The sequence below is a fragment of the Hymenobacter gelipurpurascens genome (assembly GCF_900187375.1).
GTDB lineage: Bacteria > Bacteroidota > Bacteroidia > Cytophagales > Hymenobacteraceae > Hymenobacter > Hymenobacter gelipurpurascens.
This window is the reverse complement of sequence record NZ_FYEW01000002.1, coordinates 472,567-498,872: the sequence shown is the minus strand read 5'-3', so window position 1 is coordinate 498,872 and position 26,306 is coordinate 472,567. Positions and strand designations below refer to the sequence as shown.

22 protein-coding genes are annotated in these 26,306 nt (G+C 55.4%); 8 read left to right on the top strand and 14 right to left on the bottom strand.

Going from position 1 to position 26,306, the window contains the following annotated elements; all coding sequences use genetic code 11:
• Positions 1–62: 62 nt before the first annotated feature.
• Positions 63–695 carry a DUF2238 domain-containing protein gene (locus CFT68_RS13835; RefSeq protein WP_088844145.1) on the bottom strand — a complete coding sequence of 211 codons (633 nt, stop codon included), beginning with the start codon at positions 693–695 and terminating at the stop codon, positions 63–65.
• 119 nt (positions 696–814) lie between these two features.
• Here CFT68_RS13835 and CFT68_RS13830 point away from each other — a divergent pair, with 119 nt between their 5' ends.
• Genes CFT68_RS13830 through CFT68_RS13820 form a run of 3 tightly spaced genes read left to right on the top strand, consistent with a single transcriptional unit; the run spans position 815 to position 3,013 of the window.
• A complete protein-coding gene (locus tag CFT68_RS13830) occupies positions 815–1,408 on the top strand; it encodes a GNAT family N-acetyltransferase (protein WP_088844144.1) in 594 nt (197 codons plus the stop codon).
• Between the two features lie 36 nt (positions 1,409–1,444).
• Positions 1,445–2,086: a peptidylprolyl isomerase gene (locus CFT68_RS13825; RefSeq protein WP_088844143.1), complete on the top strand. Its 642-nt coding sequence runs from the start codon at positions 1,445–1,447 to the stop codon at positions 2,084–2,086.
• Positions 2,087–2,104: 18 nt separating this feature from the next.
• Positions 2,105–3,013, top strand: coding sequence for an SDR family oxidoreductase (locus tag CFT68_RS13820; RefSeq protein ID WP_088844142.1), 909 nt, complete (start codon positions 2,105–2,107; stop codon positions 3,011–3,013).
• A 152-nt stretch (positions 3,014–3,165) separates the two neighbouring features.
• Here the strand turns inward: CFT68_RS13820 and CFT68_RS21545 are convergent, their stop codons facing one another.
• The 5 genes from CFT68_RS21545 to CFT68_RS13800 form a co-directional block, all read right to left on the bottom strand.
• Entirely contained in the window at positions 3,166–3,387 is a 222-nt protein-coding gene (locus tag CFT68_RS21545; RefSeq protein WP_141106565.1) for a hypothetical protein, read from the bottom strand.
• A 274-nt stretch (positions 3,388–3,661) separates the two neighbouring features.
• On the bottom strand, positions 3,662–4,582 hold the full coding sequence (locus tag CFT68_RS13815) for an ABC transporter permease (RefSeq protein WP_170934807.1): 921 nt from the start codon (positions 4,580–4,582) through the stop codon (positions 3,662–3,664).
• Positions 4,583–4,650: 68 nt separating this feature from the next.
• Complete coding sequence (locus CFT68_RS13810; protein ID WP_088844140.1) at positions 4,651–5,715, bottom strand: ABC transporter permease; 1,065 nt, start codon at positions 5,713–5,715, stop codon at positions 4,651–4,653.
• Positions 5,715–7,247: an ABC transporter substrate-binding protein gene (locus tag CFT68_RS13805; RefSeq protein WP_170934806.1), complete on the bottom strand. Its 1,533-nt coding sequence runs from the start codon at positions 7,245–7,247 to the stop codon at positions 5,715–5,717. The genes CFT68_RS13810 and CFT68_RS13805 overlap by 1 nt, the downstream gene beginning before the upstream one ends.
• Positions 7,248–7,539: 292 nt before the next feature.
• Positions 7,540–7,926 (bottom strand): hypothetical protein, encoded by a 387-nt coding sequence (locus CFT68_RS13800; protein ID WP_088844138.1) that lies wholly within the window; start codon positions 7,924–7,926, stop codon positions 7,540–7,542.
• A gap of 399 nt (positions 7,927–8,325) precedes the next feature.
• Here CFT68_RS13800 and CFT68_RS13795 point away from each other — a divergent pair, with 399 nt between their 5' ends.
• The gene (locus CFT68_RS13795; RefSeq protein ID WP_141106564.1) at positions 8,326–9,837 is read left to right on the top strand and encodes a hypothetical protein; all 1,512 of its coding nucleotides are present in this window, start codon (positions 8,326–8,328) and stop codon (positions 9,835–9,837) included.
• Between the two features lie 99 nt (positions 9,838–9,936).
• Here the strand turns inward: CFT68_RS13795 and CFT68_RS13790 are convergent, their stop codons facing one another.
• The 4 genes from CFT68_RS13790 to CFT68_RS13775 all read right to left on the bottom strand — a co-directional run bounded on the left by CFT68_RS13790 (position 9,937) and on the right by CFT68_RS13775 (position 14,164).
• Positions 9,937–10,317, bottom strand: coding sequence for a hypothetical protein (locus CFT68_RS13790; protein ID WP_088844136.1), 381 nt, complete (start codon positions 10,315–10,317; stop codon positions 9,937–9,939).
• A 227-nt stretch (positions 10,318–10,544) separates the two neighbouring features.
• Entirely contained in the window at positions 10,545–12,581 is a 2,037-nt protein-coding gene (locus CFT68_RS13785) for an OmpA family protein (RefSeq protein WP_088844135.1), read from the bottom strand.
• 79 nt (positions 12,582–12,660) lie between these two features.
• Complete coding sequence (locus tag CFT68_RS13780; protein ID WP_088844134.1) at positions 12,661–13,725, bottom strand: tetratricopeptide repeat protein; 1,065 nt, start codon at positions 13,723–13,725, stop codon at positions 12,661–12,663.
• Between the two features lie 145 nt (positions 13,726–13,870).
• The gene (locus CFT68_RS13775) at positions 13,871–14,164 is read right to left on the bottom strand and encodes a hypothetical protein (RefSeq protein ID WP_088844133.1); all 294 of its coding nucleotides are present in this window, start codon (positions 14,162–14,164) and stop codon (positions 13,871–13,873) included.
• Between the two features lie 294 nt (positions 14,165–14,458).
• Here CFT68_RS13775 and CFT68_RS13770 point away from each other — a divergent pair, with 294 nt between their 5' ends.
• Both CFT68_RS13770 and CFT68_RS13765 read left to right on the top strand, forming a co-directional pair.
• Positions 14,459–14,881, top strand: a complete 423-nt coding sequence (locus CFT68_RS13770; protein ID WP_088844132.1) for a BrxA/BrxB family bacilliredoxin — start codon at positions 14,459–14,461, stop codon at positions 14,879–14,881.
• Positions 14,882–15,013: 132 nt separating this feature from the next.
• Positions 15,014–15,730: a GNAT family N-acetyltransferase gene (locus tag CFT68_RS13765; RefSeq protein WP_088844131.1), complete on the top strand. Its 717-nt coding sequence runs from the start codon at positions 15,014–15,016 to the stop codon at positions 15,728–15,730.
• Between the two features lie 82 nt (positions 15,731–15,812).
• Here the strand turns inward: CFT68_RS13765 and recQ are convergent, their stop codons facing one another.
• The gene (gene recQ / locus CFT68_RS13760) at positions 15,813–18,002 is read right to left on the bottom strand and encodes a DNA helicase RecQ (RefSeq protein WP_245815393.1); all 2,190 of its coding nucleotides are present in this window, start codon (positions 18,000–18,002) and stop codon (positions 15,813–15,815) included.
• 175 nt (positions 18,003–18,177) lie between these two features.
• On the opposite strand from recQ, the gene CFT68_RS13755 reads away from it, so the two are divergent.
• Together CFT68_RS13755 and CFT68_RS13750 are read left to right on the top strand one after the other, a co-directional pair.
• Complete coding sequence (locus CFT68_RS13755; RefSeq protein WP_170934805.1) at positions 18,178–19,155, top strand: KpsF/GutQ family sugar-phosphate isomerase; 978 nt, start codon at positions 18,178–18,180, stop codon at positions 19,153–19,155.
• Positions 19,156–19,327: 172 nt separating this feature from the next.
• The gene (locus tag CFT68_RS13750) at positions 19,328–20,455 is read left to right on the top strand and encodes a mannose-1-phosphate guanylyltransferase (protein ID WP_088844130.1); all 1,128 of its coding nucleotides are present in this window, start codon (positions 19,328–19,330) and stop codon (positions 20,453–20,455) included.
• 118 nt (positions 20,456–20,573) lie between these two features.
• Here CFT68_RS13750 and rlmB read toward each other — a convergent pair whose 3' ends face one another.
• The 3 genes from rlmB to CFT68_RS13735 all read right to left on the bottom strand — a co-directional run bounded on the left by rlmB (position 20,574) and on the right by CFT68_RS13735 (position 26,014).
• Positions 20,574–21,533, bottom strand: coding sequence for a 23S rRNA (guanosine(2251)-2'-O)-methyltransferase RlmB (gene rlmB / locus CFT68_RS13745; RefSeq protein ID WP_317044114.1), 960 nt, complete (start codon positions 21,531–21,533; stop codon positions 20,574–20,576).
• On the bottom strand, positions 21,497–22,759 hold the full coding sequence (locus tag CFT68_RS13740) for a GWxTD domain-containing protein (protein ID WP_141106563.1): 1,263 nt from the start codon (positions 22,757–22,759) through the stop codon (positions 21,497–21,499). The genes rlmB and CFT68_RS13740 overlap by 37 nt, the downstream gene beginning before the upstream one ends.
• 267 nt (positions 22,760–23,026) lie before the next feature.
• Positions 23,027–26,014 carry a glycosyltransferase family 117 protein gene (locus CFT68_RS13735; protein ID WP_088844127.1) on the bottom strand — a complete coding sequence of 996 codons (2,988 nt, stop codon included), beginning with the start codon at positions 26,012–26,014 and terminating at the stop codon, positions 23,027–23,029.
• Between the last annotated feature and the right edge of the window lie 292 nt (positions 26,015–26,306).

Below are 26,306 nucleotides of genomic sequence, written 5' to 3'. Positions count from 1 at the left end.
GAAGAGGCCTACGCAATTTGCGTAGGCCTCTTCTGGTTTTGATGGAATAGAAAAGGATAAGCCTAGGCCACTTCCCGGCGCGGGCCACGCCCGAATAGCGCATACAACACCAAGGCGATGATGGCGCCGCTGGTATCAGCCAGCATGTCTTTCTGGGCATCCCAAATGTCGCCCTGGCTACCCAGGAAGGCCGCGCCAGCTTCGCCGCCGGCTTTCACGGCATAAATCCACTCAATGATTTCGTAGGTCATGGCGATGGTACCGATGACGCAGAGGGGAAAGGCATAGCTGATGAAGCGGCTACGGATGGTGCCGTTGCGGTCAGTCAGCTCGATGATGGCGTAGGCGTAGAACCCCACCGTGACGTGCGCTACCCGATCATACATGTTGCGCTTGAACCCAAAAAGATTGTTAAACCAATCGAACGGCACTTTCTCAAAGGTGTAGTGGCCGCCGATGGTGTGCATGAACAGCAGCACGCTCATGAGAGCGTAGGCCAGGTTTGAGAACCGCACGCCCCGGATATAGAGTACGGTAAGGGCCACCACAATCAAAAAAATCGGAATGTTCTCGGCCCACCACGTGCCACGTTCTGCCGGGTGCAGGCCTAGCGCCACAAACTCAATCAGGTAAATTACCAGCAGTAGCTTCGGAAACCAGTGCGGGGGAGGGGTAGTAGTAAGAGTGTCGGGCATACGAAAAAAGTAAGGAAATAAGGAGGAGCTTGGGCCACATACGCGAAGCCCGCAAAATGGCTGAAAATTGTGCAGGAAATTTCCGCTCTTCGTGGCTGTTAGCGTACTTATAGATACTTATGAGCTTGCCCGATGTATCTCCCGAACTGCTGCTGACTACCCGGCGGCTGCACCTGCGCACCTGGCGTGCTCCTGATGCCCTACCGCTGCATGTGCTGCTGCAGAAAAACCACGAGCGGCTGCGCCTCAACTTCCCGAAAACATTGGCGGCCAACCGTACCCTGGAAGATACCGCCAGCTTTATTCGGGAGCGGCAGCGCGAGTGGCAGCAGCGGCATGCTTTCCAGCTAGGCCTCTGGCACCCCGAAACGCAGCAGTTGCTAGGCCTGGTAAGTTTGCGCAATGTGGCCTGGGAAATCCCGAAAGCGGAGCTGGCCTACCTGCTCGATGCCGAAGTAGAAGGGCAGGGCCTGATGCAGGAGGCCTTGCAGGAAATGCTGGAGTGGGCCTTTAAAGAAGTGGGGCTTACCCGCATTTATTGCCAGCTGCGCCCCGAAAACCGGCGCAGTGCCCGCTTGGTGCAGCGCGCCGGTTTCCGACACGAAGGCTGCTTCCGCCAGGATTACCGTGGCGCCGATGGTCGCCTCCACGACCTGGACCAATACGCCCTGTTGCGCGCCGACTACCTATCCTTAGCCCCCGAAACCACGTAACTTCGCTTTCACATCCGTTTTCAATCCTGTTTTTGCATGAAGGTATTATCTCGCCTCACGCTGGTGGTGTGGGCTTTGCTGCTTTTCGCCCCTGGCCTACAAGCCGCCAAAGGCCCTCGGAAAAGCAAAAAAGATCAGCTCGTTACCATCAGTACACCCCAAGGTGATATCCGTCTGATCCTGTTTGACCAAACGCCCCGGCACAAGGCCAATTTTCTGAAGCTGGCGGAAAGTGGCTTTTATAACAGCACTACGTTTCACCGCATCATCCCCAACTTCATGATTCAGGGCGGCGATGCCAACTCCAAAGATGCGGACCCGAACAACGATGGCGCCGGCTCGCCCGATCAAAAGATGATTCCGGCCGAAATTCGGCCCGAGCTACTCCACAAGTACGGAGCCCTAGCCGCCGCCCGCAGCGGCGACATGGTGAATCCCGAGCGAGCCAGTAGCGCCTCCCAGTTCTACATTGTGCAAAACCACAACGGCACTCCGCACCTAAACGGCGCCTATACTGTGTTCGGGCAGGTAATCAGTGGCTTGGAGGTAGTGGATAAAATTGCTCAACAGCCCGTAGCTGACCGCAACCGACCGACTACCGACATCAGGATGACGGTGAAAGTGGAGAAGCTGAAGAAAAAGAAAATCACGGAGCTATATGGCTACCAGTATCCATAACCGATAGGCCTACACTCCATGAAAATCCTTCTGACTGGCTCCAACGGGCTGCTGGGCCAAAAGCTGGTGGCACTACTGCGCAAGGAGCCCGGCGTGCAGCTGGTAGCCACGTCGCGCGGCGAAAACAAGCTGGCGGCGCTCTATCCAGAGGTGCAGTTTGTGCCCCTGGATGTGACAGACCGCGCCCACGTGCAGCAGGTAGTGGCACAGCAGCGGCCTACGCACCTCATCCATACCGCCGCCATGACCAACGTGGACGAGTGCCAACTTAACCAGGAGGCTTGCTCGCAGCAGAACGTGACGGCTACAGAATATCTGGTGGAAGCCTGCGAGCAGAATGCCGTTCATCTGCTCCACCTCAGCACCGATTTTATCTTTAGTGGCGAGCACGGCCCTCTGGCCGAAGATGCCTTGCCAGGGCCCATTAACTTTTACGGGGAAAGCAAGCTGGCCGCTGAGAAAGCCGTGCAGGCCTGCCGTGTGCCCTGGGCCATTCTGCGCACGGTGCTAGTATATGGCACTGCCCACGACTACGGCCGTACCAACATTGTGCTCTGGGTGCGCGACTCGCTCCGCGCCGGTAGGCCTATCAAAGTGGTAGATGACCAGCTTCGGACGCCAACCCTGGCCGAGGATCTTGCCCAAGGGTGCTGGCTGGCCGCCCAAAAGCACGCCACCGGCATCTACCACATCAGTGGCCGCGAACTGCTGACGCCCTACCAGATGGCCCTGCAGGTGGCCGATTACTTTGGGTTGGATAGCGGCCTGATTGAGAAGGTAGATGCCAGCACCTTCACGCAGCCAGCTAAACGGCCGGCCCGCACTGGCTTTATCATCAGCAAAGCCGAAGAGGAACTGGCCTACAGTCCCCATTCTTTTTCGGAAGGAATTGCGTTGCTGGCCCAGCAGACGGAAGGAGTGGCCTAGGCTACTGCTGAGGGTTGAGGTAGACGCCCGCATAAAAGCATAAAAAAACCCGTAGACAATGCCCACGGGATTTTCACACACCTATTGCAACAACCTGTAGATTCGGGCCGCACCACGAGCAGCTGCAGGGGCACCGAATCAAAATTTCTATGTTAATCTATTACGTCTTGCGACAGAACCGCTCCGACGAGCAGTCCACCAATTAGCACCGCCGTTCCGTTGCGGATGGCAGCTTCACCAGCCACATACGATACGACTTCTCCATCTATAGTCGTGTAGCTTTCTGCTACCGCAACTGTTTGATGAAAGGCTACTTCTAGCATTAAAGCTCGAAAAGCCTGCGTTCGACGACGCTGTAAAAAAAGGGAAGCCATACTCAACGCACCTGACAAGCAGCTGTTTAAAACGGGTTCTCTTCTCCTATGTGCCGTTCCACATATCAATATTAGCACCCTAATAAGGCGTTGTAAAGGACACTTTGCTCTAAATTGTGACTTGTATTAATCCGATATACTGTATAAAATAATTGAAGCTTAAAACTGACTTAAATTCTTCTGTTCAGTTTCATCCGCTTTTAATCAGGAATCTAGAGAGAAGAGTTGCCGGCTGGGGAAGCGTTTGCTACTAAGTTGCCTGTGAAAAAAGTGCTCATTTTGTGACATTATCTCTAGTCATACTCCGCACTTTATTTTCCTGAGCCAGCCGTTGCAAACTCCATATAGTGAGGAATAGAGTGGTTCCGGGGCATACAACCAGCCACCAGGCCGTAGGAGCCAGCCGCGAAGAAGCAAGCAGCCGCCCCCAGCTGGGAGTTTCAGGCGGCATGCCTATACCGAGGAAAGACAGGGTGGTTTCCAAGCCGATAATAAGGGCAATGCTAAGGGGAATCCGGACCAGCAGCACCGGCCAAACCATGGGCCACACATGCCTGCGCACAATGCGGAGCGGAGGAAGCCCAATTGCCTCGGCCGCCGCTATGAAAGGCAGTGGCACTACGCGCAGGGTGGCGGCACGAAGCACGCGGGCGGGCGTAGTCCAGCAGGTAGCCGTGAGCAGAACCACCAACCCAAGAGGGGAGGGCCGCTGAATAGCTGCTACCGTCAGGACCAGGACCAGCAGCGGCACAGAGTCTAGTAGGCCAATAAGCGCCTGCACCACGTCATCTAAGGGAAAGAATACAGGTTTTTGGCCCCACCGCAAGTGGCCTAGCAGGCGGCCCAGCAAAGCCCCCAGGAGCAAAAGTGCCGCTACCCCTAAGCCAGGGGAAGCCCAGAAGTGGCCTACAAAACTTCCGGCCGCTACCACCGATAGAAGCGCGGCTACTACCCAGCCCCGGAGTATCCGGATGCGAGTGTTTCCGAAAAAACCTGCCAAAACGCCTAGTAGGCCACCTAGTAGGTTAGCGCACAAAGCAGCCGGCAGACTAATAAAGATGGCCGAACGGGCACCACTAAGCAGGCTCGTCAGTACATCGTAGCCTACCGGATCGGTGCCGAGCCAGTGTTCTGCCTGGAATGGCGGAGTGGTGGTTTGCAGCAAATTGGGTGAGGGAAGGGTAGTAGGAGCCAAAAAGGCAGCCAGGAGCACCAGAAGCAGCCAGCATACTGCAAGGAAAAAACCAACGGAGCGCTTCCAGCTCATACGGAAAGCCGAATGCGTGGATCGGCCCATTGGTACAGCAAATCGGTAAGCAATTGGCTAAGTAGGCGGACCAGCGCAACCAGCAGCACGGCGCCCAGCAGCACGGGAAAATCCTGGGTAGAGGCGGCTTCTGCCAACAGGCGCCCCATACCGGGCAGCGCATAAATCATCTCTACCACTACCGAGCCGGCCACCATATTGGGGAGGAGCTCCGTAAGCAACGGCAACACTGGCAGCAGGGCATTGCGCACAATATGCTTTCTGATGACGACCCGAGGAGGTGCGCCCTTGGCCCGAGCGGTGGCCACATACAGGGACGGCAACTCCTGCTGAATAGAAGCATCCAGCTGGATAATCAGGCCCGGAATACTCACCAGCACCAAACTGAACAGAGGCAGCGCCACGTGATACAGGTACTGGCCTAGGTCATGTGCCCACGGGCTGGCCGCCTCATCATTACCCAGCCCGTAGGCCGGAAACCACGCCAGCACATCGGGGTTGGCCAGCAACAGAAGCAGGCCTAGCGCAATAACGAACAGCGGCAACGACTGTATCGCGTGCAGAAAGGCCAAAACCGGCTGTCGCCAACGCGGATGATAGCCCAACCAAATGCTTAATTCCAACGTGATAAGAAGCGAAAAAAATGCGGCCAGCGCAGTAAGAGGCAGGGTATACTGCAGGGCAGCGGCCAGTAGGCCAGTCACGGGTGCGTCTTCGCGGTAGGACGTGCCCAAATCTCCCCGAAGCAGGTTGGTCAGCCAGCGGTGGTACTGATTGGGAGTGCCATGCCATTGCCAAGCCGGTGGAATCTGGCCGTGGGCAGGCGAAATGGAAAAGTAGAACAGCGGCACATCCAGGCCATAGCGTTGCCGAAGCCGGTTTTCTGCCTGCGCCTTCTCGGTGGCTGAGATAGTGGGGCTAAAGGTGCTTCCGTCGAAGGCTGCACGAACCACATCGTCCTGGGAGGTCAGGCGGGATAGTAAGAAGATGCAGGACAGAATGGCCCAGGCCGCCAGCCCCACGAGCGCCAGCCGTAGCAGGAGGTATCGGCTCCACTGCATCAGGGCTTGACAGGAGTAGGTCGAATATCCGTAACAATATACCCCGGCATAAGCCCCGATACGGGAACAGTACCCAGCCGGCGGGCCGCTGCAATGCGGTATTGCAGGAAATACAGCACGGCCAATGGCCTCTCCACATACAGCACCCGCTGAAACTGCCGCAGCAGCTTGGCTTTCTTGGTCAGGTTGTTTTCCTGAGCAATGGCCTCAATCAGATGGTCGCTGGCAGGAGTGCCAAACCCCGTGGTGTTGTACAGCTTGGTGCTGCCCGAGTGCAGAATGGGTGTGAAGTCGTAGGCAAACGGCTGGCCATTCATATTGCGCAGGCTGATTTCGGTTTCGCCCTGCAAGAGCTGCCGACTGAGCAGCGAAGCTTCCGTTGGGCGCAGCTCAATAGGAATACCCAACAAAGCAGCGGCCGACCGAAATTGCAAAGCAGTGGTTTCGAAAGCGGGCTCTCCGGCGCGGTAACTGATACTCAGGCGCAGTTGCTGCGTGCTGCCTCCAGAAGCCCGGGTCCAGCCTTGCTCCGACTGTTGCCAGCCAGCTTGCTTGAGCAATCGGGTGGCCTGTGCTGGGCTATAGGTCAGGGGAGGGAGGCTGTCGTTGTAATAGCGCTTGATGCGCGGACTGATGAGGCCTATGCTTGGTGTTGCCTGGCCTAGCTGCGTAGCTTTAATGAGGGCCGAGACATCAAACAAATAAGTAAGTGCCTGCCGGGTTAAGCGGTCTTGCAGCTGGGGCTTGCGGGTGTTGAAGTTTGCCGTAAGGCACTCGTAAGAGTCGGCGGTGGAAAAGCGCAGCTGCTCACGATCTGTTGGTGACTGTTGCAGACGGGCAAATTCCGGCGCCGGCATCAAGCTATACAAGTCGATATCACCGCGACGCAACGCCAGTACGGCGGTAGCAGCATCAGGAATTATCTGGAAGTTGATGCGACGCGGGAAAGCGCGCAGAGCGGGTGGTGGCGTAAGCAGTTTATCAGCCCACCAATTGGGTTTGCGCACAAGCGTAAGCTGCCGGCCCGGTTGCCAGCTTTGTAGCTGGTACGCGCTACAACCAGGCACGCGCTCGGGGTGTCGGGCCAGCTGCGCGGCCAGGTAGCGCTGCGCAAATTGCTGAACTACGGGCAAATTTTTGCCCATATCGGCTACGGCCAAGCCCCGCAAAGTGGCCTGGGGGTCCAGTACGTATTCGGGCAGAATACTGAAGTCGCCGGAGCTGCGCACAAAATCGATGGACTGGCCGCGACACAGCAGGGAAAAACGGCGCGGATCAGTGGAATCGGGCCGCAGATCGAGCACAAAGCCAAAGCGAGCCTGCGCCATTTCGGTCGGCAAGCCCGCGCAATGCATCGTTTTCAGGGTGAAGGCCACGTCGCGGGCCAGCACAGGGGCGCCATTGTCCCAGGTAGCCTCTGGCCGAATGCGGTAGGAAACCAGCATAAGCGAGTCGCCGATGCGCGTTACGCCTGGAAGTGCTTCTGCCAGCCAAGGCGTAAAGTCGCCCTTCTGCTCATCGGCTCGCAACAAACTGCAATGCAGCAGATTGTTGATCTCAAGCGAGCCGGAAGTTTTAACAATAAGAGGGTCTAAGTTTTCCGGATCTCGGGCCCACCGGATGCGCACGGCATCCGGAGCCGATGATACCGATGCGGAGCAAGCAGCTAAAGCGCTCCACAGTAGTAAAAAAAGACCAGATTGGATTCGATTCATGAACGGACAACTGCACAGGCATTGCTACCAGGCAAGTTACCACGTTTTGATACTAGATAGTTGAGTTGGAATAAAAGTGGCGCTTTCATACGGCTGCCAGAGGATCATATTAGGCCGTCAAATATCCATCGCCCCAGCCGCTCGTGCCATGCTCTGCGGCTGCCAAATACCCATCGCCCCAACCACTCGTACCGTGGTCTGCGGCTGCCAAATATCCATCACCCCAGCCGCTGGTGCCGTGGTCTGTGGCTGCCAGGTAGCCATCACCCCAACCACTCGTGCCATGCTCTACAACTGCCGTTAAGTAACCGTCGCCCCAACCGCTGGTGCCGTGGTCTGCGGCCGCCAGGTAACCATCACCCCAGCCGCTCGTGCCGTGGTCGGCAGTAGATAGGGCCTGCTTGGGTGCCTGCTTCTCAATAGCGGTTTCAATAGTAGCAACAGAAATAGTCAGGCTGGAAACTTGCAGCAGAGCAATGGCGATGAAGTTTAACATGGTATGGGAAATATTTGTGGTTCAAGTGATTGACTGACACAAATGTGGGGACCAAACCAGCCGGCGTAAAGGAAAGAAACCGGGTAAACGTGACGTGAAAAAGCGCCCTGTTTCCCAGGAAACTCTTTGGATGAAATGTCATCTAATAGCAGAAAATGCCATTTATGCGCTCGAGAGCGGAGGAAATACAGGTCGTTTTATAGCAATATTGTGACATAATAGAACCTAAATAATTATAATTTATCGTTTACAAAGATGGGCCATGAGAAAGAAGAGGTAAAGGATATTCGTCTCGTTTTTGTGACATAGATATTAAGTCGGCAGATATTAGTATAATGGGCTTAAATACCTCAAAAAGGCCATTATTAGATGGATGAACTGACTACATTGGTGAAAATTGTGACAGATCGCCGACTGGCGGTGTTACCATTTCTGGATTTTTCTGACCGCAATGCGACCAGCAAGGACCTGCAGTTGGTGCGTCTGTTGGAGGGTGACCCAAACATTACGCAGAACAAGATAGTCAAAACCTTATATGGTAGCACAGAAGCGAAAAGCCAAACCACTTTTCGAAAGCTAAAATCCAGGGTACAGCAGAAGTTACTGAACCACTTATACTTCCTTGATCACACGGATGAGCGCCATGTGGTATCCCGGCGCCATGAGCAGCACTGCCTAGGCCTGTTGCATCAGGCCAAAATTCTAAGCGGCGAAGCGGAATATAAGCTGGCGGAGAAGCTCTATAGAAAAGCGCTGACGGTGGCTACTGAGGCCGAGCTGACGCAATATGCCGTAATGTGTGCCCGAACCCTACGCATTCTGTATGCCGAAATGCGAAATCCGGCGCGGTTCAAGGTGATGAACAAGCAGCTGGACGAATGGCAGAAGCTACTGGCTCTGGAAGACGAGGCCGAACAGCTGTACTACGAGATAAAAGTATTCTCTCAGCACAAAGTGCGGTGGCGCCAGTTTATTCTAAAGCAATTGCCCAGCTATCTGGAGCGGCTGGAGGAGCTGCACAAAAAGGCCAAGAGCTACAATACATTTTACTTCCTGTACGTGACCAAAATGTCCAGGGAAGAGCTAACGGGTAACTACGAAGAGATTATCCGGCTCACGACGGCCACCGAAAAGGCCCGTAAAGCTGGAAAAATCAACGAAAAGCGTTTCGATAAGCGTTTCAATAACTACATGAGCGTGTATGCACACCTGCAGTGCCGCCGCGCCCAAAAAGGTCTGCAACTAGCCGAAGAATACTTCAAGGATTTTCATTACTCTTCCGGCAACTGGTTCTATTACCTGGAGATTTATCTGCTGCTGGCTATGCACGCCGCGCAGTATGGACAGGCCTACGACTTGCTGCAGCAGGCGCGCCGCAACCCCTATTACCGCAAGCAGCGCCCTGCGGCTCAGCAGCGCTGGGAGTTATATGAGGCCTATCTGCAGCTGATGCAGCCGGAACAGTCGCCGGTGAAAATGCGCCACTTTGCCCAATTGGTGCAAACCGTACCAGACTACAGCCGCGACAAACAGGGCTACAACGTCGCCATCCTGATTCTTCAGTTTCTGTATTTTCTGCAGCGCCGAGATATTGAGGGTCTCCTGGCGCGCCTGGAGGGTTTGCGCAAATACGAGCAGCGGCATTTGCGCAACCCCGCAACCTTGCGCAGCCAATTGTTCTTCCGGATGCTGCTGCTCACGGTAAAAGAAAACTTTGTTTCGGGTACCTGCGAGCAAAAGGCTATGCCCTTGCTGGAGCGCCTGAAAGTGGCACCGCAGCCAGGAGAGGCCTACGGCGAGATTGAGATCATTCCCTACGAAAATCTGTGGCAGTTTGCTTTGGGCATTCTGCGCAAGCTGGAAGCGGAGCAGCAAGCCGCCGAACAGGCTCAGCGCAACCATGTAGGCTAACAGCAAACCGCCCTAAACGCCCAGAGGACCTGGCCTAGAACCGCTTGCGTGCAGTTTCTAGGCCAGGTCCTCTGGGCGTTTAGGGCGGTTTGCCGGTGCTTAGGGACGAGTGTTTCCTGATACCAGAGCCTGGTTTTCGGGAGCCACAGCCAGCTGGGCTAAGTAGCGCTGATACTGCGAATCTGTAAGGACAGACTTAAGCTTTTCGCTGTATTCCTGTTCCAGCACGCGCGCCTTGTTTTGGAGCATGCTGGGGTCGTTGGCGTACAGCTGCTGCAAGTCACTTTCCTGCGTTAGGCGTTCCAACGTCAGGCGGCGCACTTGCATGGTACGCGCATCATCCAGCGAAATGCGGGCGGCAAGCTTTTGGGTAGCTTCCATTGCTTGGCTTTTTAGCGTGGCAGGGCTTTGCTGGGCTAGCGCAGTGTGCGTGCAGCCTAAGACAACCATCGTAACCAGAGCAACAGAGAGCTTTTTCATGAGCAGCAACAGGATTTTGTTTATGAGGGGAGAATGAATAGGCGAATGTAAAACAAAATATTGTATGTTAAATACTATATTATTGAAATTGCTATAAATATCCTGCTATATGTTCAACCAATGAAAAGTGGCTTTCTGAGGTATGTAAAAACGCACAAGAGGCGGCCGCACAGGAATCGTTTTCCTTGTGCGGCCGCCTCTTGTGCAGTGCTAAATCTTCCCTAGGCCTATTTGCCGGTCACTTTGAACTCGGTGCGACGGTTAAGCTGCCGTCCGGCTTTGGTAGTATTTGGTGCGACAGGCTGCGTGTCGCCGTAGCCCGCAAAAGTCAGGCGGTCTTTACTGATGCCATTTTGCACCAGATAATCCACTACCGCTTTGGCTCGCCGCTGGCTCAGGTCTTTGTTGTAGGCAGCGTTACCGACGTTATCAGTGTGGCCCGAAATCTCCAGGCGCAGAGCCGGAGTTTCCGTCAGGAGTTTCTGCAGGCGCTCTAGCTCACTGGTGCTTTCCTTGCGCAGAGTAGCCTTATCGAAATCGAAGAAAATGTTGTTCAACACCACTTTCACGCCCACATCCAGCTTCTTCAACGCAATGTCTTTCACTACCTCGGAGTAGGCAGCGCCGGCTGGTAGGTCAAAGTTTTCGGAGTGGAACAAGTAGCCTTCCTGCCGCACCACAATGCCGTAGTTGATACCGGAAGGCAACGACACCAGATAGCGGCCCGACTGTGCATTGGCCCGGAAGGAGGCAATTACCTGATTGCGGGAGTTATCAATTACATCAATGGTGGCCTCCAGCGGCTCCTTGGTTTTATCGTCCGTTACGGTGCCTTTCAGAATGGTTACCTGGGCGGAAGCAATGGCTACCGGCGGCGCCAACAGCGTCTCCTTCACGGGCTGCACCCGCGATGCCAATAACTGGTCTTCCTGGCTTAATAAAGGCTGTTTCTCCGCTCCCAGGAAAGTAATCTGGTAGATATCCTTGGAGCCTAGGCCATCATCCCGAAACGAGGAATAATAGCCATGCCGGCCCGAAGCCGAAATCACGAAGAACACGTCATCATCGGGCGTATTGATAGGCCACCCCAGGTTTTCGGGGGCACTCCATTTGCCGTTTTCGTATACCGATTTAAAGATATCGTAGCCGCCCATCGAGTTATGGCCCTCCGAGGAGAAGTACATCGTTTTGCCATCGGGATGCAGAAAAACGCCTTCCTCGCCGTACTGGGTGTTGATGGTGGAGCCCAGGTTTACGGCTTGCCCACGGCCATCAATCTCAATTTTATAGATGTCGCGCGAGCCTAGGCCACCTTCCTTGTCCGTGACGAAGTACAGACTGCGCCCATCGGGCGTGTAGGCCGCCGACGACTCGTGGGAGCGGCTGTTGATGCGGGAACCCAGTTTCTGCGGTTTGCGCCATTGCACGCCACGCAAGTCGGCCTCGTGCAGGTCGCCGCCGTTGTCTTCCATGTACACCAGCATGCGCTGCCCATCCGGAGCGAGGCCCACGGTGGCGTCGTGGCCATCGGTATTCACTGGGTCGCCGAGGTTGCGCGCCGCCGACCACTCGCCTTGGCTGTTGCGGCTGCTCTGGTAGATGTCCTCGAAGAAGCCACCCGTTTCGGGGTCATGCTGGCCACCGGTAGAGTTGTCGCGCCGCGAGGTAAACAGAATCACCGATTCATCGGCCGTAATAACCGGGCCGTAATCGGGATAAGGCGAGTTTACCCCAGGTCCGGCGTTATCAATAAACACGCGGCTGGGCTTAGCCGCCAGTTTCTTGCCGTTTTCACACTCCCTTATTTTCTTTTGAATATCAGTGGTGAAAGCTGCCGTGTTTTTGGAGCCGCTGGCCGGAGTAGCGCGCTTGTATTCCGCAATGGCCTCGGTCCACTTGGCATTCAGGTGTAGGCCACGGCCCAACAGGTAATGAATGCGCGGGTCTACATCGGGGTTGAGTTGGTAGGCCTTCTGCAAATACTCCAGCGCGCGTGGCTTAAAGCCGGAGTGCAGGTAGCTGTCGCCGATGCGCAGGTTGAGCTCGGCATTATTGGGGTTGAACTTCTGCGCCGCGAGGTAGTGGCCTAGCGCCTGCTCATAGCGCGGTGGGTCCATCTCGTACCACTCATCACCAGCCTTTATTTCCTTAAGAGCGGCTTTCAGTCCGTCCTTGTCGTTGCCAAATCGGTCTTTGCTGAACTCAACATTCTGGGCCTGCGTAGCAGAAGCCAGGAGTAGAAAAGCGAGTAGGTATTTATACATGTACCGGTCAATCTGAAGTTGATGCTACCGGGCCAGCTCGGGGAAGAGCGGGCCCAGAGACGTATGCTGTGCCTGTCGGCTATTCGGCGCCGCAGCCCGAGTTGGCCGCGTAAGTGGTGCCTACTTCCAGGCCTAGCTCGGCGGCTTTGCGCCAGTCCTGGCAAGCCTGGTCTGGGTGGCGCAGCATTTCGCGGGCGTGGCCCCGGTTGAGATAAGCCTCAGCATACTGCGCATTCAGGCCAATAGCTTTGGAGGCATCGGCTTCCGCTTTGGCATAGTCTTCTAACTTGAGGTACGCCGCGGCCCGGTTGTTCCAGGCAAAAGCGTAATCCGCTTTCAGGGCAACTGCCTTCGAGAAATCCTCTACGGCACCTTTATAATCTCCCTGCTCGAAACGGGTGCTGCCGCGGTTGGTGTAGGCCAGGGCGTTGTCCTGCTTTTTGCTCAGATAGTCGCTGTAGTCCTGTAGGGCGCCTTTTAGGTCGCCGGCGCGGCGCTTCGTGGCGGCGCGGTTTAGGAGCGCGGGCAGCAATTCCGGCTGTAGGCTCAGGGCTTTGGTGTAATCCTGAATAGCGGCCGGCAGATTATTGAGCTGGCGCTGAGCACTGGCGCGGTCGTGCCAGGCATACGCATAAGCCGGGTCGGCCTTAATGGCCTGATCGAAATCTGTTTTAGCCGCCTGATAATCTCCCTTTTCGAAGCGCAGTGCTCCGCGGTAGTACCACGAAGGCGCATAATCGGTCTTCAGCTCGGCCGCTTTACCATAGTCCTGCTCTGCCTCCGCCGACTGGCCTAGCGCCTCTTTAGCCTGCGCCCGCCCAAAATATGGCCCGAAGGTGGCGGGGTCGAGCTTGATGGCCTGGTCGTAGTCCTGCACGGCTGGCTGATAGTCTTTCAGCTCGTAGCGGGTGGTGGCCCGGTTGTAATAGGCTTTGGCAAAATCAGGCTTTGCCGCCAAGGCTTTATCAAAGTCCAGAATGGCAGCTCGGTAGCTTTTTTGGTTGTACTTCGCCACCCCGCTATTGTACAGCTTCTCCGCCAACTGAGCCGGCGGCAATGTAGAGGCCCGGACAGTATCAACCTGTGCCTGGGCAGATGCGGCAGTAAGGCCCAGGGCCGTAGCCAATAGTAAGGTTTTATACATGATAACACGCCAGTTTCATTGACGCGGTTTAAATATAATTTTAATTGAGCGATACCCGACTGATTAATCTATTAATTATTATATAGTTGGATTATACTAATTTGGAATAGGCCTACTGCAAGCTGCTGAGTTGCTTCCTCAAGGCTTAGCCTGCAAACTGAGACCTGACCATGGCCTGCCATTCCTCGCGTAGGCCACCCGTGTGCACCGGCTGGCCCGCCCGCCGATACCAATACGCGGCATTGCCGGCATCACCTTCCTGGCGATGCAGAAACGCGTGCAGCCAATTATGTAGCGGGTCGTGGTCATTGTCCTGCGCAATGGCGTGGGCGTGGTGCCACTCGTCGCGGCCGGCATACCACAGCGCCTCCAATAGCGGCGAAAGTCCGGCCGGAGCTTGTGGCTGGGTCTGGGAAGCAAGAAACTCAGAATAGGTCATGGAATAAAAACTAAAGAGTAAGAGGCTGCCAGCTACACCATTTTTACGAAAGTTAATGGTTGCTGGCCATTCGCTATTGGCAGAAAATCAGGTATCTAGGCCAGTCGAAAGGCAAACCAATTAGGTCTGAGCGTAATGCTTCGCTTGAAAAAAGAGGCCAACCGCAAACTTCCGGCCGCAACTTAAGGTTGATGGGCTGACTGATGGTTGGGCAGCAGGATTTGCGTAATTTTGCACTTCCGACAGGCCTAGCTATCTAGCCCTCGTTTTTCATTCAAAGCCTAGCTTTCTCCTATGGCCACGTACCCAGAATACATGGTAGCGCCGATTCGCCAAGACCTCGTAGAGGCCGGTTTCGAGCAACTGATGACCCCCGAAGAAGTAGATGCCGTGCTCAATGAGCAGAGCGGCACCGTACTGGTAGCCGTGAACTCGGTGTGTGGCTGCGCCGCTGGCAAAGCCCGCCCAGCCCTTAAAATGGCCGTTTCCAGCTCCGACAAAAAGCCCAATAAGCTCGTGACGGTATTTGCCGGCATGGAAACGGAAGCCGTAGCAAAGGTGCGCGAGCATTTGCTGCCCTATCCGCCTAGCAGCCCCTGCATCGCCCTGTTCAAAGACGGTGAGCTGGTGCACATGATTGAGCGCTACCACATTGAAGGCAATGACCTGATGCGCATTGCTAATAACTTGCAGGGCGCTTTCGAAGAGTACTGCTAAGTTGTGAAAGTAAGTGGCCTAGGCCACTGGCTCTAGCTCAGAAAGCCAGCCATAACGATTCGTTATGGCTGGCTTTCTTGCTTTCTGTACCTTGCTTTTCTGCAATTATGCTGGATAGCCGATACATGTGTTATGAGTTTTGTGATTGAACATCAGGCGTGGGATAGTAAGCTGATGGGCTTTCCGGTGGGCCGCTTAGTGGGTTTCCGGTTGTCGGAAACAGAGTTGCGCCCTATTCTGTGTGGGGCCCAGCAAGAGGGCTGGCGGCTGCTCTACTGGTCCGTGGACCCCGACGATAGTATTTCTAACCGCAGCGCCCGAGCCACCAAGGCCTTTCTTGCCGATCGGAAGGTGCGCTTTGTGCAGGACGTGCTCCTCCGGCCCCAACCCTTGCCTCCCACCATTGTACCCGCCCAAACCCTTACTCCGCGCCTGCTGGAGCTGGCCTGGCAAAGTGGCCACCAGTCGCGCTTTCGCCTCGACCCCGGTTTCGCTCCTGGCGTGTATGAGCAGCTATATGAGCAATGGCTCCGCAACAGCCTCAGCGGCGAAAAGGCGCGCCTGGTACTACAGCACCCGGCCGCTCCCGATGCTGAAGCTACTGGCCTAGTAACGCTGGAAGTACGCCCTGGGCGCGCCGACATTGGCTTGCTGGCCGTGCATAGCTCCGCCCGTCGCCAAGGCATCGGGAGGCAACTGGTACAGGCGGCCCGGCATTACGCTCGCGCCTTGCAACTGCCGCAACTGCAGGTGGTTACGCAGCGTGCAAATCAGGAAGCCTTCCAGTTTTATCAAAAGGAAGGCTTTCGACTGGAGCATGAAGAAGTGGTGTATCACTTTTGGCTCTAGCCTACTGGCCTAGACGTAAAAGAAAAGCCCTTCCTGCAGGTCAGGAAGGGCTTTTCTTTTACGTCTAGGCCAGTAGCAGCGGTTAGTTGGCGTATTCGCTCAGGAACTTGATGCGCATAAGGCGCAAGTCTTCCTCCGTGTACTCATCGGCGCCCAGCTCTTTTAAGGCTACCGCAATGTTGTCGGTGCTGGCCTGCAGGAAGTAGTCCGTAATTTCTTCCTGGCGGTCCTGGTCCAGAACACCATCGATGTAATAGTCGAGGTTGAGCTTGGTGCCGGAGTAGCAGATGTGCTCAATCTCCTCCATTAGCTCCCGCATGTCAATGCCCTTGGAAGAAGCAATTTCTTCCAGATCCATCTTCTTATCGATCTGCTGAATGATGTAAATCTTGATTTTTGACTTGTTAACGGCCGATTTTACTACCACATCGGCAGCCGTTATAATGTCGTTATCCTCAACGTACTTCTGAATGAGGGCCAGGAAGGGCGCCCCAAACTTCTGCGCTTTGCCCTGTCCTACGCCACCCACATGGGAGAGGTCGTCCATCTTCACGGGGAAGGTGGTCGCCATTTCCTTCAGCGACGGGTCCTGGAAAAGCACGTAGGGCGGCAGGTTTTTCTGCTGAGCAATTTTCTTGCGCAGGCCCTTCAGCATCTCGAACAGCGCTTCGTCGTGACCGGCGGCTTGCTGTACTTCCTCTTGTTCCTGTTCCTCTTTCACCTCTTCCTCGTAGTTGTGGTCCTTGGTGAGCTTTATTGAATGCGGAGCCTCGATAAAATCGATTCCCTTTTGCGCGATTTTAATTACGCCAAAATTTTCAATATCCTTCTCAAGATAACCCGCCAATAAAGTTTGGCGCAACAAAGAATGCCAGAATTGGGCGTCGTGGTCTTTGCCTTGGCCATACACTGTAAGCTTATCATGGCCGTAGCTTTCCACGTGCGGGTTGTTCATGCCCATCAGCACCGTCCCGATGTGGTCTAGGCCAAAGCGCTCTTCCGTTTGCACCACAGCCTTGAGGGCCATGAGCACTTCATTCTTTGCCTCGAACCGCTCCTTCGGGTGCTTGCAGTTGTCACAGAATCCGCAATCAGTAGGATACCGCTCACCAAAATAATGGAGCAACTGCTTGCGGCGGCACACAGCCGAGTCGGCGTAGTTGGCCATTTCCTGCAGCAACTGCTTGGAGTTGTCGCGCTCCGTAACCGGCTTGTCTTTGTTGAATTTCTCCAGCTTCACGATGTCATCGTAGCTGTAGAACATCAGACAGTCACCTTCTAGGCCATCCCGACCGCCGCGGCCGGTTTCCTGGTAGTAGCCTTCAATACTCTTGGGCGTATCAAAGTGAATCACAAAGCGCACATCGGGCTTATCGATGCCCATGCCGAAGGCGATGGTGGCCACAATTACGTCGCAGTCCTCATTCAGGAAAGCATCCTGGTTGGCCATGCGCACGTGCGGGTCCAGGCCGGCGTGGTAGGGCAGGGCGCGCACATCGTTTACGCGCAGCAGCTCGGCTATTTCCTCCACCTTCTTGCGACTGAGGCAATACACAATGCCCGCCAGGCCCTTACGCTGCTTCACGTACTGGATCAGCTGCTTCTTGGTGTTGTGCTTTGGCCGAACCTCGTAGTAAAGATTAGTGCGGTTAAACGACGTCTTGAACACCGAGGCGTCGTCCATCTGCAGGTTCTTCTGGATATCCTGCTGCACTTTGGGGGTGGCGGTAGCCGTGAGGGCAATAACAGGCACCTGCACGCCTAGGCCATCAATAATGCTGCGGATCTTACGATACTCCGGCCGGAAGTCGTGGCCCCATTCCGAGATGCAGTGCGCCTCATCAATAGCCACGAAGCTGATAGTTGCTTTATTGAGAAACTCGATGGTTTCTTCTTTGGTCAAGGACTCAGGCGCCACATAGAGCAGCTTCACTTCGCCGCTGATTACGTCCTTCTTTACTCGGTTCATCTCCGACTTCGATAAGGTCGAGTTCAGAAACTGAGCATTTACCCCAAAGGCGTTCAGCTGATCCACCTGATTTTTCATCAGGGCAATAAGGGGCGAGATTACAATGGCAGTGCCTGGCAGCACAAGTGCCGGGAGCTGGTAGCACAGGCTTTTGCCCGCGCCTGTAGGCATAATGACAAAGGTGTTATGCCCCTGAATGACGTTCTGGATAATGTCCTCCTGCACGCCCCGAAACTGACCGTACCCGAAAACTTCCTTTAACTTGCCTTTCAGATCAGCCCCTTGCTTCACTTGATTTTTCACGGCTGGCATAGACATCCTCACTTACGCTGATTGGGGTTGCAGACTGGAGCACACACTCTGGGAGGTGCATTCCTAATCTAGACAAATTTAAGATAGATAGTACAGAGTAGCGCGAGATAATACCAAATGCTTCCTGCTTGCTTCTCTCCGCTGTCTATTTGATATCAAATTTAGATTGAAACAGCAGAACGACCCCATCCTGATTGCAAAAAAAGTGCTTCAGCAAGAAGCTGAGGCTATTCAGGGGGTAGCCGATGGTCTCGGTAATACTCCCGATTTTGCACTATGCATAGCTGCTATACTCTCTTTACGGGGTAGGGTAGTAGTTACAGGCATCGGCAAGAGCGCCCACATCGCTAACAAAATTGTGGCTACTCTTAACTCAACCGGTACTCCGGCGCTTTTCATGCATGCTGCCGACGCTATTCATGGCGACTTGGGCATGATTCAGCCGGAAGATTTTGTCATTGCCATCAGCAAGAGCGGCGACACTCCCGAGATAAAAGTGCTGGTTCCGCTGCTCAAGCGCAAAGGGGTACCGCTGGCAGCACTGGTCAGCAATGCCGATTCTTACCTAGCTGTGCAAGCCGATTACGTGCTGCATGCTCCTGTAACGCGCGAAGCCTGCCCCCATAACCTGGCCCCAACCACCAGCACCACGGTAGCACTGGCCCTGGGCGACGCCTTAGCGGTATGCTTGCTGGAAAGCCGGGCCTTTAGCCGCCAGGATTTTGCGCAGCTGCACCCAGGAGGCACGTTGGGCAAGGAGCTCTACCTGAAAGTAGGCGACCTGAGCCGCCAAAATCAGCAACCCCAGGTAGCCGACGATGCTCCGCTGAAGGATATAATTCTGGAAATATCCGGAAAACGCCTGGGTGCTACTGCCGTGCTCAATGCGGCCGGGCAACTTATTGGCATCATCACCGATGGGGATTTGCGCCGCATGCTGACTACGTTTGAGGGCCGGCTGGACAGGGTAACGGCACGGGATATTCTAACCCCAGCTCCGGTTACCATTGATGAAGATGACTTTGCAGTAGAAGCGTTAGCACGTATGCAAGCGCGCAACATTACCCAGCTGGTAGTAACAAATGCAGAGCGCTTCAGCGGCTTCATTCATCTGCACGATTTACTACGGGAAGGTCTGGTTTAATGAAAATTTAATAGTTAATATTGATTATTTTACATTTATTGTTACTTATTACGGTAAGTGGAATTGGGTCAGGTTTCGGGTTTAACTTGTAATACCAGGTGCTGATGCCTTTTATCTCAGTAGTACTCTATATTTCTCTCCAACTCTGTAGGGCCTCGCGTCTATTCTCCTAATGGAACAGCATACATATTTAGTGGTGATGGCAGGCGGTATCGGTAGCCGGTTCTGGCCATTTAGCCGCACACATCATCCCAAGCAGTTTCATGATGTGCTTGGGATGGGCCGGTCTATGCTGCAACTCACAGTCGATCGGTTCCGGGGGATTTGCCCGCCCGAAAATGTATTTGTGGTAACCAACCGCGACTATACCGATCTGGTCCAGCAGCATCTGCCGGAACTGCCGGAAAATCAGATTTTGGGCGAGCCAATTGGGCGCAATACGGCTCCCTGTATTGCGTATGCCAGCTACCGTATTGCGCAGCGCGACCCAGAGGCCGTGATAGTCGTAACGCCCGCCGATCATGCGGTAATGCATGAGGAAACTTTCCGTGAAGCAATTCGCACGGCTATTGGCGCGGCCAGCAAGCATGATGTCCTCATTACGCTCGGAATCCAACCCTCTCGCCCTGACACGGGCTACGGCTACATTCAATATATCGATGAAGATATAAAGCCGCAGAATGTGAAAATGGCGGCCGGAAACGAGCCCAGCGACTTTCCAAACAGCTTGTTCAAAGTGAAAACCTTCACGGAGAAGCCCAATCTTGAACTCGCCAAGATGTTTGTAGCCAGTGGTGATTTCCTCTGGAACTCTGGTCTGTTTGTTTGGCGGGCCGATGCCATTATCAATGCTTTCCACCACTATCTCAGCGATATTGCCGAGGTATTTGATGAAGGATACAAGGAACTAGGCACAGACCTGGAAGAAGGATTTATCACGAAGGCCTACACCCGCTGCCGCAACATCAGCATTGATTATGGGGTGATGGAAAAGGCCGACAACGTGTATGTACTGCCCGCCGACTTTGGCTGGAGCGATCTGGGTACATGGGACTCCCTGCACCGCATGGGCCAGCACGATGCCGACGAGAACGTAGTGGACGGTAACGCCCTGCTCTACGACACGAAAGAATGCGTTATCAAAACTCCATCGGAGCGGCTGGTGGTAGTGCAGGGGCTGGAAGGCTACATTGTGGCCGAGTACGACAACGTGCTGCTCATCTGCAAACGCACGGAAGAGCAGCGTGTGAAGGATTTCGTGGCCGATGTCAAATCAAAGAAAGGCCTGGGATACAATTAACTGGTAGCACGCAGCAGCCTATTTCTGGCCTAGGCCTGTAAAGAAAGCCCCTACTTCCACACAGGAGGTAGGGGCTTTCTTTATAGGCCTAGGCCAGAAAATCGGACAATAAGACCAGTTAGCTTTTTACCAGCCGCTGACGCAGTACCTCGTAGAGCATAATGCCGCTGGCTACGGATACGTTGAGGGAGCTGATCTGGCCGGCCATTGGAATGCGCAGCTTGTGGTCGGCGAGGCGTAGGTACTCGGGGCTGATGCCATCTTCTTCGCTGCCCATCAGGATGGCAAGCGGGCCAGTGAGGTCTACTGAACCGGTTTCCAGGCTGGTATCTGTTTTTTCGGTACAAGCCACCACCTGCACCCCCGATTCGCGGAGAAACGTGAGCGTGTCTTTCAGATTGGCCTCGCGGCACACTGGAATCAAGTTAAGAGCACCAGCCGAGGTTTTGAGCGCGTCGCCGTTGATTTGGGCTGCTCCGTTACTGGGCACCACAATAGCATGCACGCCTAAGCACTCCGCATTCCGGGCAATTGAACCAAAGTTGCGCACGTCCGTGATGCGGTCCAAGACCAGCAGCAGCGGGGTTTTGCCTTCCTCATACAGACCGGCCAGAATGCTGTCCAGCGGCATGTAATCGATGGGCGAGACGTAGGCCACTGCCCCCTGGTGGTTTTTCTTCGTGATACCGTCGAGCTTTTCCACGGGCACCATCGACATAGGAATGTTGGCCGCTTTGGCCAGCACCTGAATGTCCTGGGTCATGGAGTTCTTCGTGCCGCGCAGCAGGAAAATCTTATCCAACGTCCGACCCGCGTTCAAGGCTTCCAAAATCGGGCGCAGACCAAAAATCATATCAATGCTGCGGTCGGCAGCCGGGCGGTGGGGGTAGCGCGGACGGTCGTCGCGGCGGCTGCCTTCCTCGCGGCGCTCGGGCCGGTCGTCGCGGCGTTCTGCACGTTCCTCCCGCGACTCGCCCTCGCGAGCGGGACGGCGCGGCGTTACGGGCCGATTTTCGGAATCAAAAAATTGGCGACGCTCATTTAGCGGCCGGTCCGGACGGTTATTCCTTTTCTCCATTGCTCGACGGCGGCATACCAGAGACGTTCGTACTCGGGGCGGCGCACCAATTCATAGTGTTCGGGAGCAAAGGTACTGGGTTTAGCGCGGAACGTATACGTGGCTGCGCGGTCTGGGTCGCTGCGATACACCCATTGCTCCTCGCCGGCCGCGCGGTATACTGATTCCGGCGGCCCCATCACCAGATAAATCAAGCCCCGATCTGTGAGCCAGCCGGCTTTGTGGGCGGAGAAAAGGCGGTTGGCTTCCATCACCCGATCATAATACGTGCGGATCAGGTTACGCGCTATCGGTTGGTTGCCGCCGGCCAGATCGAGCCAGAATTTATCCACGGCCTTCTTCGGGTCAGGGGCCTCAAACAGCTTTTTGCGCTCGGCTGATGTAGTCAGGAACGTAAGCGGGGCAATCAGCTCATCGGCGCTGGTGAGTTCCGGAAACTGGTTTTCCTCAACCAGTAGGCCACTCCAAACCGCTGTACTGCCGGCCCGCAATAAATACAAGCCGGATGTCAGGCGCAGGAGCTGCCCCGCCTCGTAGGTGGCAGAGTCTAACAGGCCTAGCGTGCGGGGCTGGGTCCGCGCCGCTGGGTTCGACATGGGCGGTAGGGACGGCTGGGAGCTGAGGGGGTAGCGGCGGACCTGTACCGGCTGATCAGTGCCGTAGCTGGCCACCCCAAATACTTCATTTGCCCGCACAAACCGGCGCAACAAAGGCTGGCCGAGCGAATCGGTCAGGATGTAAGGCTGTTGAAGCCGGGCTGTTGTGATTTGTAGCCACAAGGCGCCATCCGTATAATCAGAAGAAGGTGGGGGTAAAAGGGGAGGACCGTCTGACTTTGTGCCGGCGGCAGAAGCCAGAATGGTGCTGGGCTGAATGCTGATGAGTTGCCCGGCGGGCAAGCGGCTGCTCAGCACGGCAATATCTACCCAGGCGCCGTCCGTTTGCTGGCGGAAGTGGCCCGGCCGGAGCCGCACCGGCAGCTGCCAATTAGGGCGCTTGGCTGCATAATTGGTCCAGGAAGCCACGTATAGTAGCTGGCCCGGTTGAAAAGCGCGGCCCGGAAACCGCAGAAAAAACCGCAGACTGTCGCCTTCCCGGCGGGTATCAACCAGAATCTGTCGACCAGCCCGATACTGCTCTGCAAAGTCGCGGCGCGGCGCGGCATCAGCACCATATCGGCCGCATAGAGTCAGCAACAGGACCAGAAAAAGGCAAGTAGATTTCACAGGCGGGAGAGGAAAGGGCCGATACCCAAGATACGGAATCACGGAGTTGAGGGGCAATGTACAGGCAGAAGGCTAATTGTACACTGGTTATCACATCAGGGTGTTTAGAAGTAAGAAAGACTGGCCTAGAACTCCCGTAATCCGGAAAGGAAAAGGCTTTCCTGCTACGCTTTAGCTACGCCAGGCTGCCGCCGGCTAAAACGCAAAAACGCCAGCTCCGAATTTAGAGCTGGCGTTTTAGAGTTGATCAGTAAGCAGGCGAGTGGCCTAGCGCTGCGGCATATACTGCTGCAATAGGCCTAGCGCTTTAGTAGCGCGTTGCTGGTCACCGATTTGTTGGGCGGCGCGGCCTACGCTGTTGAGGGAAAGCAAATAGGTCTGGAATTCCTGATCGAACATGGAGCTGTTGTGGGTGCTGTAGTAGGCCAGTGCCTGCTCCGCGCGGCCTGTCATGGTGTCCATGATTTCGTTGGCGCGCTGCTTTTCTCCTACTTCAACCAGGGCCGGGATGAACTGCGGCACATAGTAATCGTAAGGCACGGCCTTGTCAGGCATCACTTCGAAGCACTTGTCAATCACCTGCTTGGCGCGAGCTTTGTCGCCGGAAGCCAGTAGGGAATTTGCTAGGCGCGAGAACTTGTCGCGGTAGTTGGCCGGGAAGCGCAGGTTGTTTTCGTCGTAGAAGATGTTGGGGTCATTCAGCCCACGGTAGGCGAAAGTTTTCATTAGCTTCTCGTACATCAGGTCGTTGGTCACGTAGCCTTCTTCGCCACGCTCCTCGTAGTTGGGGTCTTTGGCGGGCAGAATGCGGTAGGCCATGCCTTCTAGCTGGAAGTAGGGCTGCAGACCCATAAAGTCGCGCGAATCGACGGTGCTGGAGAAGTACACCGGGCGCTGCCAGTTATTGGTGGCCAGAATGTCCAGAATCACGAGGCTTTTCTTCTCGATGGCGCCCTTGCTTACATCCCACTCCATGCGCGGCACCAGCTGCTTGCGGCGCTCAGCCGGAATAATACCCATTTTTTCTACGGCAGCCGTGTCAATTGGCAGGTAGAATTTGCGGGAAGGAAAGGACAAGAGAGACTTCGAGCCGTCGCCGTACGATACTTTCAGCAGGTCGCTGTTTTGGTTTACCAGCTGCATGAACTGACGCACATCAATTTCCTTTACCGCCGGGTTTTCAGCGTAGGGCAGGTAATCGTTGGTGCCCTGCGCGTAGTTGGCATTTTCCATCGAGATGGGCAGCGGCTGCGACTTGTAAGCGCGGCGCTTCATCTGGTCGATGTACCAGTCGGTGTTCAGGTAGCTGAGTACCGCCACGCGCACGTCGGTCCGGATGCCTTCTACTTCCTGGGCATACCAAAGCGGGAACGTGTCGTTGTCGCCGTTGGTGAACAGAATAGCGTTCGGGGCGCAGGAGTTCAGCAGGTTTTTGGCCGAATCGACGGAGTTGTAGCGGTCGGAACGGTCGTGGTCGTCCCAGCCCTGCGCCACCATGATGCCCGGTACCACCAGGCCCAGCAGCGTAGCGACGGCCGCCCGGGAGGTATCGGTTTTGAGTACGTTCTTGAGCAGATCCGCCAGGGCCAGTACGCCGAGGCCGATCCAGATGGCGAAGGCAAACGTGGCGCCGGCAAAGGTATAGTCCCGCTCGCGGGGCTCGATGGGCGGCTGGTTCAGGTAGAGTACAATGGCCAAACCCGTGAACAGGAACAGCAGGCCTACGATGAAGGCGTTGCGGCCATCGCGGCGTACCTGATAGAACAGGCCCAGGATGCCCAGAATCAGGGGCAGAGCGAAGAAGCTGTTGCGGGCCTCGCTATCGGCCATCCGCTCGGGCAGACCGGTGCTGCTGGCACCGGGCCACAGAATACCGGCTTGTTGAATGTCACTTTCGCGGCCCACGTAGTTCCACAGGAAGTAGCGCCAGAACATGTGGCCCATCTGGTAGCGCGTCAGGAACGAGAGGTTCTGGCCCATCGTCGGCTTCACGCCTTCCTGAATATCCACCCACTTTTTGTAGTAGGCCATGTGCATCGGGTCGCTGCTGTAGAGGCGGGGTAGCAGCATCTTGTCCTCGGCGCGGTACTCCAGCTCGGGGCGGTACTCGGCCACCACGTATTTGTCGCCTTTGCGCACGTAACGCGGGGCGCCTTCATTCTGGGCCACGGGCTGCGCATTGAACTGCGGGCCGTAGAGTAGCGGCCGGTCGCCGTACTGCTCCCGCTTCAGGTAGCTTACGAAAGACAGGACATCCTCCGGATCGTTTTCGTTGATGGTGGGGTGGTAGCTGCTCCGGATAGGAACGATGAGGTAGGAAGAGTAGCCAATCAGGATGAACACAAAGGCCAACATGGCCGTGTTCAGCAGGCGGCTGCGGCGCTGGAACGATTGGCGGAAACCAAACCAGATTAGGCCTACAAACACCACCAGGAAAATCACGAGGCCCCAGTTGAAGGGCAGGCCTACCGTGTTCACAAAGAACACCTCGAAGCTACCGGCCAGCGTGGGCAGGCCCGGAATGATGCCGGCCAGAATCAGGCCTACAATCACGCTGCTAATGGCCAGCGTGGCAATACCGCCCGTAAGCGTAGGGTTTTTCGTGCGACGATAGTAGTAGATGAAACCCAGCGCTGGAATAGCCAGCAGGTTCAATAAGTGAACCCCTATGCTCAGACCAATAACGTAGGCAATGAGTACCAGCCAGCGGTCAGAATCGGCCTCGTCGGCGCGGTTTTCCCACTTCAGCATCAGCCACACCACGGCCGCCGTACACAACGACGACATGGCGTACACTTCTGCCTCAACGGCGTTGAACCAGAACGAATCGGAGAAGGCGTAGGCTAGGGCGCCTACGGCGCCAGCGCCCAGTATCAGCCAGGTTTGGCCGGTGGTAGGCTCCAGGTTGCGGTCGTCGTTCATGCCGGGGCGGTGCAGCACCAGCTTCTTGCCCATCATGGTGATGATCCAGAACAGGAACAAGACGGTGAAGGACGAGCTCAGGGCCGAGAGCATGTTCACCAGCACTGATACTTTGGTTACATCCCCAAACGAAAGCAACGAGAACAGGCGGCCTAACAGCAGAAACGTAGGAGCCCCAGGAGGGTGAGGCACCAGTAGCTTGTAAGAGCAGGCGATAAACTCGCCGCAGTCCCAGAACGAGGCCGTGGGCTCCAGTGTGAGGATGTAGGTGATGGTGGCAAGGGCAAATACCAACCAGCCGACTAGGTTATTCAGGCTTTTGTAACTCCGCATAAGGATTGAGGTGGGGCGGGGCGAGGTCCGCCCGTCGTAGCACGACGGGTTTTTAAGTCAGAGATAAGAAACCAGTGAAAGACCAAAAGTAGACAATAAGTAGCTAGACAACTCCTATCTAATCAACCAACGCAGCAAACGCTTTCAACCAACCCATTGAACTTCCTCAACCAACTGGCGTGGCATACGCTGCGCTGGTCTGCCTCTTGATGAAAACAAGTAATTGATAACCAGTTACAAGAAAAAAGCAGCCCCAGGATGGAGCTGCTTTTCGAAAGCAAATCAGGAAGTG

Excerpts from the sequence above, each read along its gene's own strand:
- CFT68_RS13835 (WP_088844145.1), bottom strand. The coding sequence starts at position 695 with ATGCCCGACACTCTTACTACTACCCCTCCCCCGCACTGGTTTCCGAAG.
- CFT68_RS13830 (WP_088844144.1), top strand. The coding sequence starts at position 815 with ATGAGCTTGCCCGATGTATCTCCCGAACTGCTGCTGACTACCCGGCGG.
- CFT68_RS13825 (WP_088844143.1), top strand. The coding sequence starts at position 1,445 with ATGAAGGTATTATCTCGCCTCACGCTGGTGGTGTGGGCTTTGCTGCTT.
- CFT68_RS13820 (WP_088844142.1), top strand. The coding sequence starts at position 2,105 with ATGAAAATCCTTCTGACTGGCTCCAACGGGCTGCTGGGCCAAAAGCTG.
- CFT68_RS21545 (WP_141106565.1), bottom strand. The coding sequence starts at position 3,387 with ATGGCTTCCCTTTTTTTACAGCGTCGTCGAACGCAGGCTTTTCGAGCT.
- CFT68_RS13810 (WP_088844140.1), bottom strand. The coding sequence starts at position 5,715 with ATGCAGTGGAGCCGATACCTCCTGCTACGGCTGGCGCTCGTGGGGCTG.
- CFT68_RS13800 (WP_088844138.1), bottom strand. The coding sequence starts at position 7,926 with ATGTTAAACTTCATCGCCATTGCTCTGCTGCAAGTTTCCAGCCTGACT.
- CFT68_RS13790 (WP_088844136.1), bottom strand. The coding sequence starts at position 10,317 with ATGAAAAAGCTCTCTGTTGCTCTGGTTACGATGGTTGTCTTAGGCTGC.
- CFT68_RS13785 (WP_088844135.1), bottom strand. The coding sequence starts at position 12,581 with ATGTATAAATACCTACTCGCTTTTCTACTCCTGGCTTCTGCTACGCAG.
- CFT68_RS13780 (WP_088844134.1), bottom strand. The coding sequence starts at position 13,725 with ATGTATAAAACCTTACTATTGGCTACGGCCCTGGGCCTTACTGCCGCA.
- CFT68_RS13775 (WP_088844133.1), bottom strand. The coding sequence starts at position 14,164 with ATGACCTATTCTGAGTTTCTTGCTTCCCAGACCCAGCCACAAGCTCCG.
- CFT68_RS13770 (WP_088844132.1), top strand. The coding sequence starts at position 14,459 with ATGGCCACGTACCCAGAATACATGGTAGCGCCGATTCGCCAAGACCTC.
- CFT68_RS13765 (WP_088844131.1), top strand. The coding sequence starts at position 15,014 with ATGAGTTTTGTGATTGAACATCAGGCGTGGGATAGTAAGCTGATGGGC.
- CFT68_RS13750 (WP_088844130.1), top strand. The coding sequence starts at position 19,328 with ATGGAACAGCATACATATTTAGTGGTGATGGCAGGCGGTATCGGTAGC.
- rlmB (WP_317044114.1), bottom strand. The coding sequence starts at position 21,533 with ATGGAGAAAAGGAATAACCGTCCGGACCGGCCGCTAAATGAGCGTCGC.
- CFT68_RS13735 (WP_088844127.1), bottom strand. The coding sequence starts at position 26,014 with ATGCGGAGTTACAAAAGCCTGAATAACCTAGTCGGCTGGTTGGTATTT.